Origin of the sequence: Pseudomonas sp. BRM28, assembly GCF_002939405.1 — a bacterium.
Taxonomy (GTDB): Bacteria; Pseudomonadota; Gammaproteobacteria; order Pseudomonadales; family Pseudomonadaceae; genus Aquipseudomonas; species Aquipseudomonas palmensis.
The window spans coordinates 3,276,941-3,293,062 of record NZ_PEFV01000001.1 but is presented as its reverse complement, the minus strand read 5'-3'; the positions used below and the strand labels follow the sequence as shown (position 1 = coordinate 3,293,062).

10 protein-coding genes, 1 tRNA gene and 4 pseudogenes are annotated in these 16,122 nt (G+C 63.3%); 8 read left to right on the top strand and 7 right to left on the bottom strand.

The genetic code is table 11. From position 1 onward, the window contains the following. Nucleotides 1–52 precede the first annotated feature (52 nt). On the top strand, nt 53–1,537 hold the full coding sequence (locus CR917_RS15560; RefSeq protein ID WP_058540379.1) for a PLP-dependent aminotransferase family protein: 1,485 nt from the start codon (nt 53–55) through the stop codon (nt 1,535–1,537). Nucleotides 1,538–1,578: 41 nt separating this feature from the next. Here the strand turns inward: CR917_RS15560 and CR917_RS15555 are convergent, their stop codons facing one another. The 4 genes and pseudogenes from CR917_RS15555 to CR917_RS28125 form a co-directional block, all read right to left on the bottom strand. Further along, on the bottom strand, nt 1,579–4,044 hold the full coding sequence (locus tag CR917_RS15555; RefSeq protein ID WP_256589687.1) for an EAL domain-containing protein: 2,466 nt from the start codon (nt 4,042–4,044) through the stop codon (nt 1,579–1,581). Nucleotides 4,045–4,285: 241 nt separating this feature from the next. Further along, nucleotides 4,286–6,376, bottom strand: a pseudogene (locus CR917_RS15550) (TonB-dependent receptor); the annotation flags it as partial. A 208-nt stretch (nt 6,377–6,584) separates the two neighbouring features. Then, a pseudogene (locus tag CR917_RS28130) lies at nt 6,585–7,181 on the bottom strand (methyl-accepting chemotaxis protein); the annotation flags it as partial. 261 nt (nt 7,182–7,442) lie between these two features. Beyond that, nucleotides 7,443–8,375 (bottom strand): annotated as a pseudogene (locus tag CR917_RS28125) (sensor histidine kinase); the annotation flags it as partial. A 458-nt stretch (nt 8,376–8,833) separates the two neighbouring features. Between CR917_RS28125 and CR917_RS15540 the strand changes: the two are divergent. Beyond that, nucleotides 8,834–10,999: a methyl-accepting chemotaxis protein gene (locus CR917_RS15540; RefSeq protein WP_058540377.1), complete on the top strand. Its 2,166-nt coding sequence runs from the start codon at nt 8,834–8,836 to the stop codon at nt 10,997–10,999. Nucleotides 11,000–11,181: 182 nt separating this feature from the next. Next, a tRNA-Cys gene (locus CR917_RS15535) sits at nt 11,182–11,255 on the top strand. A 497-nt stretch (nt 11,256–11,752) separates the two neighbouring features. On the opposite strand, the pseudogene CR917_RS15520 reads toward CR917_RS15535, so the two are convergent. Then, nucleotides 11,753–12,079: pseudogene (locus tag CR917_RS15520) on the bottom strand (nucleoid-associated protein); the annotation flags it as partial. 175 nt (nt 12,080–12,254) lie between these two features. On the opposite strand from CR917_RS15520, the gene CR917_RS15515 reads away from it, so the two are divergent. Continuing rightward, nucleotides 12,255–12,455, top strand: a complete 201-nt coding sequence (locus CR917_RS15515) for a hypothetical protein (RefSeq protein ID WP_043861703.1) — start codon at nt 12,255–12,257, stop codon at nt 12,453–12,455. Between the two features lie 103 nt (nt 12,456–12,558). After that, nucleotides 12,559–13,026, top strand: a complete 468-nt coding sequence (locus tag CR917_RS15510; RefSeq protein ID WP_082405690.1) for an anti-virulence regulator CigR family protein — start codon at nt 12,559–12,561, stop codon at nt 13,024–13,026. 72 nt (nt 13,027–13,098) lie between these two features. Here CR917_RS15510 and CR917_RS15505 read toward each other — a convergent pair whose 3' ends face one another. Next, nucleotides 13,099–13,584 (bottom strand): GNAT family N-acetyltransferase, encoded by a 486-nt coding sequence (locus CR917_RS15505; protein ID WP_058540376.1) that lies wholly within the window; start codon nt 13,582–13,584, stop codon nt 13,099–13,101. A 65-nt stretch (nt 13,585–13,649) separates the two neighbouring features. Between CR917_RS15505 and CR917_RS15500 the strand changes: the two genes are divergently transcribed. The 3 genes from CR917_RS15500 (at nt 13,650) to CR917_RS15490 (ending at nt 14,850) form a co-directional block, all read left to right on the top strand. Continuing rightward, nucleotides 13,650–13,859: a hypothetical protein gene (locus CR917_RS15500; RefSeq protein ID WP_058540375.1), complete on the top strand. Its 210-nt coding sequence runs from the start codon at nt 13,650–13,652 to the stop codon at nt 13,857–13,859. Between the two features lie 39 nt (nt 13,860–13,898). Then, nucleotides 13,899–14,318: a hypothetical protein gene (locus CR917_RS27100; RefSeq protein WP_146095016.1), complete on the top strand. Its 420-nt coding sequence runs from the start codon at nt 13,899–13,901 to the stop codon at nt 14,316–14,318. Nucleotides 14,319–14,553: 235 nt separating this feature from the next. After that, a complete protein-coding gene (locus tag CR917_RS15490) occupies nt 14,554–14,850 on the top strand; it encodes a hypothetical protein (RefSeq protein ID WP_043861706.1) in 297 nt (98 codons plus the stop codon). Between the two features lie 34 nt (nt 14,851–14,884). Here the strand turns inward: CR917_RS15490 and CR917_RS15485 are convergent, their stop codons facing one another. Next, nucleotides 14,885–16,033: a serine hydrolase domain-containing protein gene (locus CR917_RS15485; protein WP_104572586.1), complete on the bottom strand. Its 1,149-nt coding sequence runs from the start codon at nt 16,031–16,033 to the stop codon at nt 14,885–14,887. Between the last annotated feature and the right edge of the window lie 89 nt (nt 16,034–16,122).

Here is a 16,122-nt window from a genome sequence, read left to right as displayed (position 1 = left end):
AGGCCACTTGTATGCTCGCGGTTCCGATCCCGCCCCTGCAGTGAGGCACCCGATGGCATCGCTTCTCCACGACCTGCTGGTCGGCACGCTGGACCGCGACGGCGGCGTGACCCTGCAGCGCCAGTTGTATCAGGCGATCCAGGCGGCGATCCTGCAGCGGCGCCTGCCGGTCAACCACAAGTTGCCCTCCACCCGGGCGCTGGCCGAGCAGTTGCTGGTCTCGCGCCTGACCGTGTCGCTGGCCTACGACCGTCTGCTCGATGAAGGCTACCTGTACGCCCGGCCCGGCAGCGGCACCTTCGTGGCCGACACCTTGCCCCAGGTGAAAACCGGCGTGCCGGCCCCCGATACGCCCGACCAGGCGCCGCTGTCGGCCCGGGGCAAGGCGATCAACGCGCGTTTCGGCGCGGTGGCGCGGGCCGAGGGCGCCTTCGTGGGCGGCGTGTCGGACGCCGACCTGTTTCCGTTTCATATCTGGAAGCGCCTGCACAACCGCTACCTGAGCAAGCGCCAGGCGCACCTGGCTGGCTACGTGGATCAGGGCGGCTATCGCCCGCTGTGCGAGGCGCTCAGTGCCTACCTGTATGCGGCCCGCGCAGTCCGTTGCAGCCCGGCGCAGGTGATCGTGACCCAGGGCACCCACCAGTCGCTGGACCTGGTGGCCAAGCTGCTGGGCGACCCGGGGGACACCGTGTGGGTCGAGAGCCCCTGCCACTGGGGGGCGCCGGTGGTGTTTTCGGCGGCGGGGCTGCACTGCGCGCCGCTGGCGATCGATGCGCAGGGCGCCTGCCTGCCCTCGGCAGTGCCGGCTGCTGCGCCGCGGCTGGCGTTCGTCACGCCGTCGCACCAGTACCCCACCGGCAACATCATGTCGCTGCAGCGCCGGCGTGACTGGCTGGCGTATGCCCAGGCCAACAACCTGTGGGTGGTGGAGGATGACTACGACAGCGAGTTCCGGTACGACATCGAGCCGATGCCGTCGCTGCAGGGGCTCGGTGGCGAAGAGCGGGTGATCTATCTGGGCACCTTCAGCAAGGTGATGTTCCCGGGGCTGCGCCTGAGTTACCTGGTGGTGCCCGAGGGGCTGGCCGAGGCCTTCGGCAAGGGCCTGATCCAGCTGTACCGGCCAGGGTACCTGTCGATTCAGGCGGCGATGGCCGACTTCATCCAGGAAGGGCATTTTGCCCGGCACATCCGCAAGATGCGCGCCGAGTACGCCCAGCGCCGCAGTTGCCTGCAGCAGTGCCTGGACGAGGCCTTCGGGGCGCTGATCGGGTACTCGGCGGGGCAGGCGGGATTGCACCTGGCGGTACGCATCGGTGCCCCGGGCACGGCGCGCAAGATGCTGGCGCAGGCCCCGGCACATGGGCTGGTGCTGCGCGGCGGCTACAGCGTGGAGCCCGACGCCGATGACGACAACCTGCTGGTGCTGGGGTACGGCGGGGTCAAGGTGGGCGAGATCGAGGCGGCGGTGCAGCGGCTGCGGCGGCTGTACGATCAGGTGGCGGCAGGGCCGGCTCCCGCACCTGTCGTGTAGGAGCCGGCCTTGCCGGCGAAACGGCCTGCGCGCTCGCTGATCTACCGGCCTCCCTTCTGGCGCTTGTCAGCCGGCTGCGGATGCCCGAACAGATACCCCTGAAAATGCGAGCAACCCTCGGCCTGCAACTGCTTGAACTGCGCCTCGGTCTCCACCCCCTCGGCGGTGGTGTTGATCAGCAGGCTGCTGCTCATGCCGGTAATGGCGCGGATGATCGACATCGCCTCGCGGCTTTCGCCCATGTCGTGCACGAACGACTTGTCGATCTTGATCCGGTCGAACGGGAACGAACGCAGGTAGCCCAGCGAGGAGTAGCCGGTACCGAAGTCGTCCAGGGCAATACGCACGCCCATGTCCTTGAGCACCTGCAGGGTACGCAGGTTGCCGTCGCTGTTCTCCAGCAGCACCGATTCGGTGATCTCCAGTTCCAGGCGCGACGGGTCGAGCCTGGCGTCGGTCAGCGCAAGCTGCACCACTTCCACCAGGTCGCTGTTCTTGAACTGTACCGGCGACAGGTTGACCGCCACCGATTGCTCGGTGGCCCAGCTGGCGGCCTCCTGGCAGGCCAGGTTCAGCGCCCGCGTACCCACCTCGTGGATCAGCCCGGTCTCTTCGGCAATCGGGATGAAGTCCATCGGCATGACCTGCCCCTTGACCGGGTGCTGCCAGCGCATCAGCGCCTCGTAGCCGGTGATCTGCCCGTCGTTGCCGATGATCGGCTGGTAGTGCATGTGCAGCTGGCCCAGGTGCAGCGCGGTGCGCAGGTCGGTTTCCATGATGCGACGGCGCCGCGCGGCTTCGTCGAGCTCGGGGTGGAACAGCTCGTAGCGGTTGCGCCCGTTGCGCTTGGCCTCGTACAGCGCCATGTCGGCGTAGCGCAGCAACTGGTCGGCCTTGTGGTGGTCGACCGGCGCGATGGCGATACCCACGCTCAGGCCCACCGAGAAACTGTGGCCGTCGATCAGGAACGCCGGCGCCACTGCCTCGATCAGGCGCGTGGCGGTGCGCTGGGCATCCTCGAGGCGCGCCAGGTGCGGCAGCACCACGGCGAACTCGTCACCGCCCAGGCGCGCCAGGGTGTCCTGGTCGCGCAGCACGCTGCGCAGGCGCTGGCCCAAAGCACGCAGCAGGCGGTCGCCGAAGGCATGCCCCAGGGCATCGTTGATGTTCTTGAAATTGTCCAGGTCCAGACACAGCGCCGCAGTCATGTGCTGGCGCGCCTGCCCATCGGCCAGCGCCTCTTCCAGGCAGTTGTGGAACAGCGTGCGGTTGGGCAGGCCGGTGAGTTCGTCGTGGTGCGCCATGTGGTGAATCTGCGCGTGCGCGGCGATCTCGTCGGTGACGTCGTCGGCGATCTGCAGCACATAGTGGCCCGCACCCACCTGCGGGTTGCGGCTGAGCAGGGTGCGTGAGCGCAGGGTGCGTCGGCCCAGCGGGGTGTCGAGGTGGTCTTCGGTCAGGTGCAGGCCGTTGTGGTTCAGGCAATGCTCGGTGAGGTGTTCGAGGTAGCCGGCCATCACCGGCACCAGGCTCTGCTGCGGGGTACTGCCGACCAGGGCGCACTGCTGGCTGGAGAACAGCTTCTCGGCCTGCGGGTTGGCCAGCAGGATCTGGCGCGAGGCCACGTCCAGCACCATCACGCTGGACGGGATGTTGCTGATCACCGAGTCGAGAAACTGCGACAGCGCGGCCATTTTCTCGCTCTGCGCTTCGGCCAGCTCCTTGGCTGCCAGCAGGTCGAGTTCGTACTGGCGGCGCTCGGTGATGTCGCGGGTGATCTTGGCAAACCCCAGCAGCTGGCCATCGTCGTCGTGGATGGCTTCGATCACCACGTTGGTCCAGAAGTGCGAGCCGTCCTTGCGCTGGCGCAGGCCCTGGGCCTCGAAGCGGCCGGTCTGGCGTGCGGCGTCCAGGCACTGGGCGGGCAGGCCGGCGGCGCGGTCCGCCGGGGTGTAGAACACCGAGAAATGCTGGCCGACGATCTCGTCGTGGGTGTAGCCCTTGGCCCGCTCGGCGCCGGCGTTCCAGTTGATCACATGGCCCAGCGGGTCGAGCATGTAGATGGCGTAGTCGTTCACGCCTTGTACCAGCAGGCGGAAGTGACGCTCCTGTTCACGTTGTTCGAGCAGGGCGCGGCGCTGTTCGGTGCAGTCGCGGGTAACCTTGGCAAAGCCGACCAGGTGGCCGTCGTCGTCATGCACCGCGTCGATCACCACGTGCGCCCAGAACGCACTGCCGTCCTTGCGCAGGCGCCAGCCCTCGGCCTCGAAGCGGCCCTGGTCGCGGGCGGTCTGCAGGTTTTTCTGCGGCAACTGCGTGGCGCGCTCCTCGGCGCTGTAGAACACCGAGAAATGCTCGCCGATGATCTCTTCGCCGGTATACCCCTTGGCCCGCTGCGCCCCGGCGTTCCAGTTGCTGACCACACCCTCCGGGGTCAGCATGTAGATCGCGTAATCGATCACGCTCTGTACCAGCAGGCGATACATTACATCGGAGTTTTCAATCATGTCGGCATCTCGGATCGCGTGGGGATGAAGCCAGCGGGGTGGGCAAGAGGAAACGAAAGGCGCGGGTGCGCAAAGCGGCACACTCAATATCAGGGCCGGATGCGAACGGCAATGGTTCTTTGGTACTGATTTTGGCGGCGCTCAGGGATTTGCGCGGCGCGAGGTGGGCATTTGGCCAGCAACGCCGGCTCCTGCAGGCTGCGTGCGCCCGTGCAGGAGCCGGCAATGCCGGCGAAGGGGCTCAGAACTCCAGCTGTGCCGAGAACGTCAGGGTACGCGGCGCGCCCAGGAAGTGGTCGCTCAGCCAGTACGCCTTGTTGGTCAGGTTGCTGACGTTGGCGCGCAGGGTCAGGGCGTTGTCCGCCAGCGGCAGGCGATAACGCGCACCGGCATCGAAGGTGGTGAACGACGGCAGGCTGTAGTGGTTGGCCTCATCCACGTACTGCTTGCCGGTGTAATAGGCGCCGCCGGTCACGGCGAATCCGGGCACGCCGTTCAGGTCGTATTCGGCGTACACCTTGGCCAGCTGGCTGGCCACGCCCACCGGCTTGTTGCCCTCGATGCTGGCGTTGGCCGCCTTCTTCACCTGGGGGTCGAGCAGGGTCAGGCCGCTGACCAGGGTCAGCTGCGGGGTGACCTTGCCGGTGATGCCGAACTCCAGGCCGTTGTTCTCCTGGCGTCCGTCCTGCACGTAGATCTGCTGCTGGTTGGTGTAGCCATTGGGCTTGTCGATGTTGAACAGTGCCAGGGTCAGCAGGGCTTCGCCCACTTCGGCCTTGACCCCCACCTCGTACTGCTCGCTGATGGCCGGGGCCATGGCCTGGCCGGCGTTGAGTGCGGTGTTGGGCGCGATGCCGCCGGCCTGCAGGCCTTCGATGTAGGTGGCGTAGGTGGTCAGCCAGGGCAGCGGCTTGTAGATCAGCGAGACGTTGGGCGAGGTCTTGCTCTGGTTGTAGTTGTCGATCTGGCTCGGGGTGCCGAGCGATTCGGCCCACACGAAGTTGTCGCTGAAGGTCTTGATGCGGGTGCGGGTGACCCCGAGGATGGTCGACCATTGTCCGTTGAAGGTGATCACATCGCCCAGCAGCAGGTTGTCGGCCTGGGTGCGCGAGGACAGGCGCTGGTCGCCGTGGCCGATGGAGTAGTCGGGCTTGGCGTACTGCGGGGTTTCATCCAGCGGGATCGAGCCGTTGCCGCCCACCGGCTGGTACTGCGGGCCCGGGAAGGGAATGTAGTCGGTGTAGTCGCGTACCCGCGCCACGTTGCCCTGATAGCCGAAGGTGACCTTGTGGCCGATGCTGGCGGTGTCGAAGGCCGCGTCGGCGAACAGGTAGGCCGAGGTTTCCTCGCGCTCGACCGGGGCGAAGGCGTACAGCGGTTGGCTGTAGACCCCGGGCGAGGTCACGGTGGGGCCGGTGTAGGCGTACTGGGTGCGGTTGCGGTCGTGGGCCACCGCGCCGCGCAGGCTGAACACCTCGTTCAGGCGCCAGTTGAAGCGGCTGCCGACGCGCTCGTGCTCGCTGTCGGAGAACGCCCAGCGCTGGCTGTAGAGCTTGTCGTTGTCCAACTGATCGGCGTCGGGGCGCAGGCGCTGGTCGGCGAAGTACCAGTAGCTGGTCAGGCCGTGGGTCTGGTTTTTCTTGTACGAGGCGTCGAACTGCACCAGCAGGTCGTCGCTGACGTTCCAGTCCAGCGCCAGGCTGACCATCTTGCGACGGCGGTTCTGCAGGTCGATGGCGGTCTCGCCGTCCTGGGCCAGCACGTTGACGCGGTAGGCCAGCACGCCCTGATCGTCGATCGGGCCGCCGAAGTCGCCGTGCACATAGGCGTTCTCGCCGCCGGCGTTGCCCAGGGTCACGCTGTTGTAGCGCTCGTAGGTGGGGCGCTTGAGCACGTAGTTGACCAGCCCGCCCGGGCTGCCGGGGCCATACAGGAAGCCGCTGAGGCCGGTGACGATCTCCAGGCGCTCCATCTCCTCGACGAAGTTGCCGCTGTCGGAGCCATTGCTGAAACGCAGGCCGTCGTTGGCGATGTTGAGATTGCCCAGGTCGTTGAAACCGCGGATCGCCACCGAACTGGCATAGCCGGCGCCCGAGGGCGAGGTGAACTGGGTGAAGGGGCTGAGCTTGAAGATGTCGTCGGTGGAGGTGGCCTGGGTGTTGCGGATCAGCTCGCTGGACACCACGCTGATCGAATAGGGCGTGTCCTTGAGGGCCATGCCGCCCAGGGCGCCGACGTTCTTCAGCGAGTCGGTGAGGTAGCCGGCTTCGGCGCTGCCGTCGGCGATGCGGGTGGCGTTGACGTCGGTTTGCGGCAGGTTCAGCCGGGCTTGGGGCACAGCCTGTTCATCGGCGGCCAGCAGCGGCGTGGCGATACCGGCGCAGGCAATCGCAAGCGCCAGCAGGTGAGGGCGGGGCGTAGGGGCGGCAACGGACATGGGGTCAGGTTCCTGATGTGAATGGTTCTCAGTAACCCTGTTGCCGCACGAGAAACAAAAAGTGACAGAGGCGCTGCAAAATAAATCGTGCAGCGCCTTTTTTTCAGGTTTTGAAGCGCCGTACCAGCGTGTTCATTTCGTTGGACAGCTGGGTCAGGTTGAACGCATCGCTCTTGGCTTCACTGGCCAGTTGCGCCACCCGCTGCGCATCGCCGTGGATCTGGCTGATGTGTTGGTTGATGCTTTCGGCCACCTGGTGCTGCTCTTCGGCGGCGGTGGCGATCTGGGTGTTCATGTCGCGGATCATGTCCACCGACTCGCGGATCTGGCCAAAGCGGGTGCGTGCCTCGCCGATGCGGCTGACCGAGTCCTGCGACAGGCTCAGGCTGGTGTTCATCTGTGCTGCGACCTGGCTGGTGCCGCGGGCCAGGTTGGCGAGCATGCCGTCGATCTCGGCGGTGGAGTCGGCCGTGCGCTTGGCCAGCGCACGCACTTCGTCGGCCACCACGGCAAAGCCGCGACCCTGCTCGCCGGCCCGCGCCGCCTCGATGGCCGCGTTCAGGGCCAGCAGGTTGGTCTGTTCGGCAATCGAGCGGATGGTGCTGAGGATCGACTGGATGGCGTTGCTGTCGCGCTCCAGCTGCTGCATGGATTGCGCCGACTGGGCGATTTCCTGGCTGAGCTGGTCGACGCTGCCCACGGCGGCGTCGATCTGCTGCTGGCCCTCGGAAGCCTGGCGCTGGCCGTTGTCGGCCGACTCGGCGGCCTGGCTGCACGAACGCGCGACCTCGTTGGCGGTGGCGACCATTTCATGGAAGGCGGTCGACACCATGTCCACGGCCTCGCGCTGGCGACTGGCGGCGTCGGCCATTTCGTTGGACACGCTGGTGGCGCTGTGGGAGTTGGTCAGGATGCCATCGGCGGCGTGCATGATGTGCTGGATCAGGCTGCGGATCGCCCCCAGGAACTGGTTGAACCAGCCCGAGAGCTGGGCCGTTTCGTCGTTGCCGCGCACATGCAGGTTGCGGGTCAGGTCGCCTTCGCCCTGGGCGATGCCTTCCAGGCCGTGGGACACGTCGTTGATCGGGCGCACGATGACCTTGGCAAAGCTGGCACCGACGAAGGCGAACAGCAGCCCAAGCGCGGCGGCAATGCCGACGATCAGCCAGGTGAGGCGGGTGGCCGAGGCCATCACTTCACTCTGCTTGACCAGGCCGATGAAGCGCCAGCCCAGTTGCTCGGAAGGCCACACGTTGGCCATGTAGCGCTCACCGTCAAGCTCGATCTCCACCAGCCCCTGGGTAGTCTTGGCCAGTTGCGCATAGCCCTGGCCGAGGCTGTCGAGCTGTTTGAAGTTGTGCGCCGGCTGCTTGGGGTCGACCAGGATGTTGCCGCTCTGCTCCAGCAGCATCACGTAGCCGGTTTCACCCAGCTTGAGCTGCTTGATGATCTCGGTCAGTTGCTTGAGCGACACATCCACGCTCACCACGCCGCCGTTGGCGCCCAGCGCGTTGGGCAGGCTGCGCACGGTGCTGACCAGTACCGCGTCGTCGTTGGCCCAGTAGTAGGCGGCGGTACGCAGGGTCTTGCCCGGGTTGGCCTGGGCCATCTTGAACCAGGGGCGCTGGCGCGGATCGTAGTTGGCCAGGCTGGGGTCTTCGGGCCATGAGATGTAGCCGCCCTCGGTGGTGCCGATGGAGATGTAGCCATAGGCCGGGTGGCTGGCGCCGAGGCGGGCAAAGTAGTCGAACACCGGTTTGTCCTGCGGCCCCATCGGCAGCGTGGGGGCGTCGGGCGAAATGTACTTCTTCAGGCTGGCGTCGGTGTTCTGCAGCATGGGCAGCTTGCTGAGAAATTCGATGTTCTGGCTGATGCCGTCGAAGAACAACTGCATGGCATTGGCCACCTGTCGAATCTCGCGGTCGCTGCCGTCGACGAAGTTGTCCCGCGCTTCCAGGCGGATGTTGAGTATCACCAGCGTAGCGACGACCAGTATCGGTACGCAGGCGATGGTCGCGAAGCCCCACGTGAGTTTCTGTTTGATGTTCATATCCGCTCCGCTGACGCCGTTTAATTGTTGTTTCGTCTGGTCGGGTTATCGGCGTGGCGAGCGGCCGCTTGAGCAGCAAAGGCAAGGATTGTAGGACATTTCATCTGCGCACTCCTGCGGTGCACACAAGCGCGTTCATGCGCCGTTTCGGGGCGCAGAAAAGGTGGGTTCGCAGGGGGCATGGAAGGGGCTGGCAGAGTGCTATCTGGCTGGCTTGCGCGTCGGTTTTCAAGGTGGTTTTTTGCGTTGGCCTGGTAGTTGCCTGCCGAATGGACAAAGGAATGTCGTATCGGGAGATGTAAATGTCGCTATCGAACAATTGCATGCAACTGTCCGCCGCAGAAAAGCGCTGGCTGCCATGGTTTGGCAGGACCGGCAAACTGGCCATGGGCTGGGCCTGCCGCCTCAACCGATCGGCGTACCCGGTGATCGGGCAGACCTTCGAAGCCATTGCGCAAACCCGCGTCAAGTTGCTGCAGGGCTGGGCCCAGGAGCAGTGGGAGCACCTGGCGGAGCTGGCCGCCAGTGCCGGCAGCGACATCCGCAGCCTCGATGGGCAGGTATTGCAGCAGAAGCTGGCCCAGGCCGAAGACTTTTCCGAGTTGTTCGTGGTGGATGCGGCGGGCGAGGTGCTTGCCTCGACCTGGCGCGGCCAGGGCACGCGCCCGCGCATCGACCCACGGCCGCTGGCCGAGGGGCTGAAGGCGCCGTTTCTGCATGGGCCCTACAGCGACCCGCTGACCCTGGCGATCGGCCCGTCGACCTCCAGCTTTCATGATGAAGTGACGCTGATGTTCTACCAGCCGATCAAGGTCGACCGCCAGGTGGTGGGCTGCCTGTGCGCACGGGTGCCCAACGACGTACTGGGCGACCTGATCCAGCGCGAGGCCGGGCATATCTTTGCCGAGTCCGGGGACAACTACCTGTTCATGGTGCAGTCGCGTTTCGACCCCGGCCTGCAGCCGGGGGTGGCCTTGTCGCGCTCGCGCTTCGAGGACGGCACCTTCAGCCACGGCGAGAACCTCAAGAGCGGCGTGCACACCCCGTGGAAGACCGTGCAGGTGCAGCGCCACACCGAGCTTGAGCTGCGCTTCACCGACCCGGCCACCGGGCAATTGCACCCTGGCGTGCGCGAAACCATCCGCACCGGCGCCAACCTGTTCGTGAGCTACCCCGGCTACTCGGACTACCGCCACATTCCCGTGGTGGGCAAGGGTGTGACCTTTCAGTTGCCCGGTTCGCCGGACCGCTGGGGCATGATGTGCGAAGCCGACCTGGAGGAGGTGTACCGGCGGCGCTCGCTGAGCTACGGCCTGATGAAGCCGTACCTGGCGACGATGCTCGGCCTGTTCGTCAGCAACTACCTGGTGCAGCACTACAGCGGCCTCGACCAGGGCCTGATCGATGCGTGCGAGGGCGTGAGCCTGCTGCTGGCCGCGCTGGTGTTCAGCGTGCTGGGGCCGCGGCGCCTCGCCGCGCGCCTGAGCGAGATGACCGGCGTGATCAGGGCCATCGCCGAAGGCGAGGGCAACCTGCGCCAGCGCCTGGACACCACGCGCATGGCCAATGACGAGACCGGCGACATGGGGCGCTGGATCAACAGCTTCATCGACCATCTGGACGCGGTGGTGGGGCAGGTGATCAAGGCCAGCCACAGCGTGGGCACCACCAACCAGATGATGCTGGGGCGCAGCCAGGCCGCCAGCCTCACCTCCGAGGAGGTGGCCGATGCCGTGCACCGCATGATGGTGATCGTGGAGGAGCAACTGGGCGAGATTCAGCAGGCCTCGGCCGGCGCCGAGCAGATGAAGCAGGCCATGGACGAGGTGGTCAGCCGGGCGCGGGAGCAGTTCCTGACCGTGCAGGCGGGCACCCAGTCGATACGCGATGTGGTGCAGCGTTCATCGTCCAGTGTCAGGTTGCTGGACAGCCGCATGGCCGAGATCGGCAACATCACCGGGCTGATCAGCGACATCACCAGCCAGACCAACCTGCTGGCGCTCAATGCCGCCATCGAGGCGGCGCGTGCCGGCGAGCATGGTCGCGGCTTTGCGGTGGTGGCCGACGAGGTGCGCAGCCTGGCGGCGCGCACGGCACGGGCGGCCGACGATATCCGTACGATGGTCGACGGTTTGCACAGCGAGACGCAGCAGGCCGTGGGCTTCATGCAGAGCGGCGTGCAGGACGTGGATGACAGCCTGCGCCTGGCCGAGCAGGCCTCGTCCGAGAACGTGCAATTGCACCGGGCCGTGGAGAACATGTTCGGCATCATCCAGCAGCTCAACCAGCGCAGCCTCGAGTACGGGCGCACCATCAAGGAGGTCGATCAGGCGTCACTGGAAATGCGCCAGACCGTGACAGTGCTGCACACCAGTGCCGAGACCGTGCGCTTGAATGCGAACAAGCTGCAGAAGCTGGTGGGCGTGTTCGAAGTCAGCCGCGGGGCAGGAGAGCCTGCCGCCGCATGACCCCGTTGGCGAAAACCCACCCCAAATCTTTTTTAAATCAGGGGGTTGCAAGCCCTCCAGAATGCGGACATAATGGCGTCCATCGAAAGCGACGAGAAATAAAAATCTCAACGTTTTCAATGAGATGCAAATCTCTACAGTTTGTACGTGATTGAGCTGCTTCAGAGGGTTCAGTCATTTGAGGCCGAGTAGCAAAGTGGTTATGCTCCGGATTGCAAATCCGTCTACGCCGGTTCGATTCCGACCTCGGCCTCCATTATTGAAACCCCGCAGATCAACGTCTGCGGGGTTTTTCTTTGGGCGATAGAAAACCTGATCGTTTCCGCATCTTGAGGCATCGTTTCCGCATCAGCCCTCTACTTGGTCGGGCTGACCACTTCGCCGACTCGGCGATAAACACGCTTGGTGATTTCCTCTTTCCCTGGTCGAGAAGTGCATGACCGGTGGCTCGTACAAAAAGTCAGAGCCAAAGACCTGGTAACGTCCGTTACAGTCAGCGCCGCCTCATCAGGTGGCGTTTTCGTATGGGGGGAAGGCGCTGGCGGGCAGCGCTGCTGGTGTTATGCTTCGCCGCTTACCAAACAGGGAGAGTGGTAGTGAAACTGCGGGAAAAGCATAAGGTATTTCAGGAATGGTTCACGCCGCGGCGGCGTCGGCGAGCGGGCGGTACGTTGCTCGTCATCTGGACTGTCGGCATCTGCGTTTACCCTGGCAAGCACTGGATCTACGTGATGATTCCCGGAATGATGTGGTTCATGAGCGCTTGGCCTCCCGAGCTCCATGACAAGCGCTGAGGCACTGGCGGGCGGCGCCGAAGGGGCAGGCCGCGCGGCGCTTCAGTTGATCAGTAAGCTGCGTTGGCAGGTTGCGGATAGTCAGGCTGCTGCTGTCCTGGTCGAACTCAATCTTGGAGCCGAGCAAGTGAGGCTCGAAGCTGATCGACAAACCCTCTGCTCGACCGGTGTAGCGCCTGAACTGGTTCAGGGTGCGCTTGTGCGCAGTGAAGCTTTCCATCAGGCCGTAGTCCCCGGCCTTGATAAATTCGGCGAAGGTCGCGGGTCGATCTTCATCGAGCACCTGCACCGTGTAGTGAGGCCCAAATATCAACATCAACCGGTCGGAACAGGGTCAATGCGGGAGCGCATTCAGGTGGGGCAAGACGTAATGCTTCGCGGCGGCATGCGCCGCCCTTTGTGACCTGGGCGCCTACGCAAGTTATCGTGCGGTTATGGATGGATTACTGAAGGAGGCGTGAATGCTGTGGTTCGGAACCGACAAAGCCAGGTTCAAGGTTCAGCGGCGCATCGCGGGCGTCGTCTTGTTCATCGCGGTCTTCTTTCTGGCCGCACAGCTCGAAGCATGGCGCTCAGATAACGCCGCATTTGGCGATGTACTGGACGGCATCATCTTGACTGTGTTTGCAGGAGGCATGTTCTACCTGGCAGGCAGATGGTGACTCTGGTGGCCCTCCGTGGCCGGATGCGGCATGGTGGTGAATGAACCTTTTCATACAGCGTCGTCTACATTGGAGGGGCTATCCCCTTTCTGAGAGTACGGCCATGCTCAAATCGAAAACGTTGATCTCAGTGCTATCAAGCCTTGTTTTAGTTACAGGCTCGGTCGGCGCATGCGCTGACCCCGGTAATGGAAAAGGGCAAGGCAACGGAAAGGGTAACGCTCACAATGCTCAAGGCCACGGCAACCAGGGGAGCGGGGCTAAGGGAACGCGTTCAGGGCAAAATGACTGGGACCACGGCCCGAACATTGATCGTGGCAGCGTCCTGAACGTTCTGAACAGTTACCACAATTATTGGGCCCCAGGCCCAGCACTACCGCCCGGCATCCAGAAGAACTTGGCACGAGGAAAACCGCTCCCTCCTGGCATCGCGAAAAAGCTCGACGCAAGACTTATCGGCCATCTACCGCGCTACGATGGCTATGAGTGGCAACAAGCTGGCACAGACTTGATTCTCGTTGCTATTGCCACTGGCATCATCTACGAAGTGATAAATGGAGTGCTGGATTAAGCTCGATCTATTAGAAGCTCGCATCAGGCTTTTCAGGCGGCGCGCTTGCTCCTCTGCATGCGAGTTGGAGGGTTACGGGTGCTGTGCGCTTGGACCGACAAGGAGCCGATAGCGCCTGAAGTACGTACCGTCGATATCAACTTCTCCGTCAGGGCGAAACCCTAGGCGCAGTACACCTTTGATTCGAACTCTGGTTGGTGGAAGCAGTAGGGTAATCGACTCCAGCCTCAACTCCTGAACAGCGCGCCGTACGATTTCATTGAAAATTACCTTTCCCAATCCCCAGTAGTGTGGATGGAGCACCAAGGCAAGATCGGCGTCGTCGCCCTCTTTCTGTAGCCCACCCCAACCGGCAAATTCATTCTCGACGAAGAAGGCCCAGGGCCCATATCCGTTAAGGACCCATTGGGCCTCTTTTTGGGCGACCCATACCTTGCATTTTTTTTCGTCAAAGTCGGGGCGGCCCAAGGGCATCTGGCGTAAGACATCTGGATTGTTGTTAAGCGCCATGATGTCATCGGTTGAAACATCGCTGAGATGTCGGAACGTTAGCTGCATGATTTGCCTTGCGGATGACTTGATGTTCACCAATACCGGCAACTCACCATTATTTCAACGTCCAGGTGCGTGATGAGCAGACCGATGCCGCCACCATCGCCGACCGGATCAACCAGAAAAAGCTGAACCTGGCCAATAACTACAGTGACAGCGCCTGCGGCATGAGCCTCGACGAGTACAACCAGAAGCTGGCGGCCCTTAAATTATGCTCATGCAGAAAAATGGCTCAAAAAAAGCCCGCGCTAGACGGGCTCAAGTATGCGTCGGGACAGTGACCTCACACGTTATGAGGGCTCAAATCGGGTGCCGCAAGCATGACACAGCCAACTACGGCGCCAGACTTCCAACTTGTCGTATTGCGCGACGTTGAACCGCCAATGACGAACAAAACCGATCACGCCGATTGCAATGAACGCAACGCCAATGAAGAACCTGGTCCAATCGACTCCCCACCAGGTGTTCATGAGTTTAAGGCCGTCATACAGGATGATGGAGCCCACGATCGTAAGTATGACTGGCCCCAGCAAGCGTTTGCCTGGTGGGGGAGAGACGCTGGCGGCCAGGTCAGTCTGATGTTTACCCGTCGTCTCGACCGTAACACTTGGCCCTACTCCGGATTGCACTTGATGAGTGGTTTTGATGCGGGAGGTGCCTGCGGCATGGATAACGGACAGCAGTTGAACATTTTGCCCGTGACAGTGTGGGCACGCGACGGCATTGTGACTTACCACTAGTTCATTCCTTTGAAATGACAAAGTGCGCATTTTAAAACAGCTCCGAACATTCTTGCACTTGGTGGCATTTTGCTTTCAGCCACTTTGCTGGTTGACCGAGAGGGGCTCTTTTCATCTTGAATCCATCGCTGTGGTAGCGCATTCGATTCATCCGCCCCTGCACCAGGGTGGCGTGCACCGTTGAAGTGAGCTATTGCTGATGATTCGGCACCTGGCCGACTCAGGAGACAATTCGATGAAACAGCTACTGTTGGGCGCCTTGCTGGTGAGCGCTGCCGGCATTGCCCATGCGGACATCCCGCTGCTTAACGCCACCTGCCCAGGCAACATCGAGGTTCACGCCGATGAAGGCGGGCCGATCTATATCAATGGCAAAGAGGCCACGTTGAAGAAATTCAACGACAACTATTTCGAAGCCAAGGGCAGCGGGATAACCGTGTCGCTCACCATCAGGCCCGACGGCTCGCCGGATGTGTCGTACACCGGCAAGAATCGTGCGAATGGCGTCTGCGAACTGGCCGATCAGGACTGAAACGCCAGCGCCCGGTAAGCGCTGGCACGATGCGTCACTCAACCGCTGCGAAGGCAAGTGCCGCAAGCGTTCTGGCGCGAGGGTCCATCAGCACATGGCTGCCCATGGTGGTGGTCACGAAACCAAAGCTCATCTCCCGGTCTGGGTCTGCGAACGCCACCGGCCCGCCCAGCCCAACATGACCGAATGCCTGCGGCCCCATGCAATAGGACGCGTCAGGGTCGGCGGCATGTTCCATCATGCAACCCAGGCCATAGCGCATGGGGCGCCGCAGGGTCTGGTCGAACCCTGCACTTTGCTCTGTGCCGAACGCCTTCAACAGTTGTGGCCCCAACAACTTGCCTTGCAGCAGGGCACTGTAGAAGCCCGCCAGGCCATGGGCGTTGCCATGGCTGCAGACGCCCGGCTGGTGGTAGCCCCACCAGCGCGGATTACCCGTACGGGTGGGTGAAAGGCTGGGGTTGGTGAATGCCAGGGTCGCCACATGCGCAGGCTCATTGAGGATGAGGGTGCGCAGGTCCTGTGCGAACCGGTCACCCACTCGGCCGGGCGCATGCTCGAAGTGAGCGATACGCTTGAACTGATCGGCAGGCACGCCCAGGAACACATCCAGCGCATGGGGTTCGAGGATCTCCTGGTGTATGAAAACCCCGGCGTCGCGACCGTCCACGCGGCGGATCAGCTCACCGATGATCCAGCCATAGGTGGTCGCGCCGTACCCCACCTGTGTGCCTGGCGACCACCACGGCTGTTCGTCTGCTGTCACCTGGGCCATGTGGTTCCAGTCGTACATGTGGGGCGTGCGATCCGGCAGGCGCAGCGCAGGCAAGCCGCTGGTATGGCTCAACACCTGGCGAAGGGTGATTCGTTCTTTGCCGTGTCGAACGAATTCAGGCCAGTGTTTGGCCACGGGATCATCCAGACCCAGTCGGCCCCGTTCCACCAGCATGAGTACCGCCACAGCGGTGATCGGCTTGATGGTGCAATAGGCGTTGACCAGGGTATCGCGCTGCCAGGGTGCATGGCCGTGCGCATCCTTCACGCCGCCCCAGATGTCTACGACGGTCTTGCCGCCGACCTGTATGCAGACACCGCCACCGCGCTCGTGGGGCTCTTCCAGGATGGCGGCGAAGGCTTGGCGGACCGGTTCAAAAGCAGCGTCACATCGTCCTTGTACCTGCATCTCATTGACTCCATTCGATCGAGCGCTGAACTCTAGCCCGTACTGCGCGGTGGGGGTGCCGGTGCCCTGCGCTTGTGCGCACCGTTCGT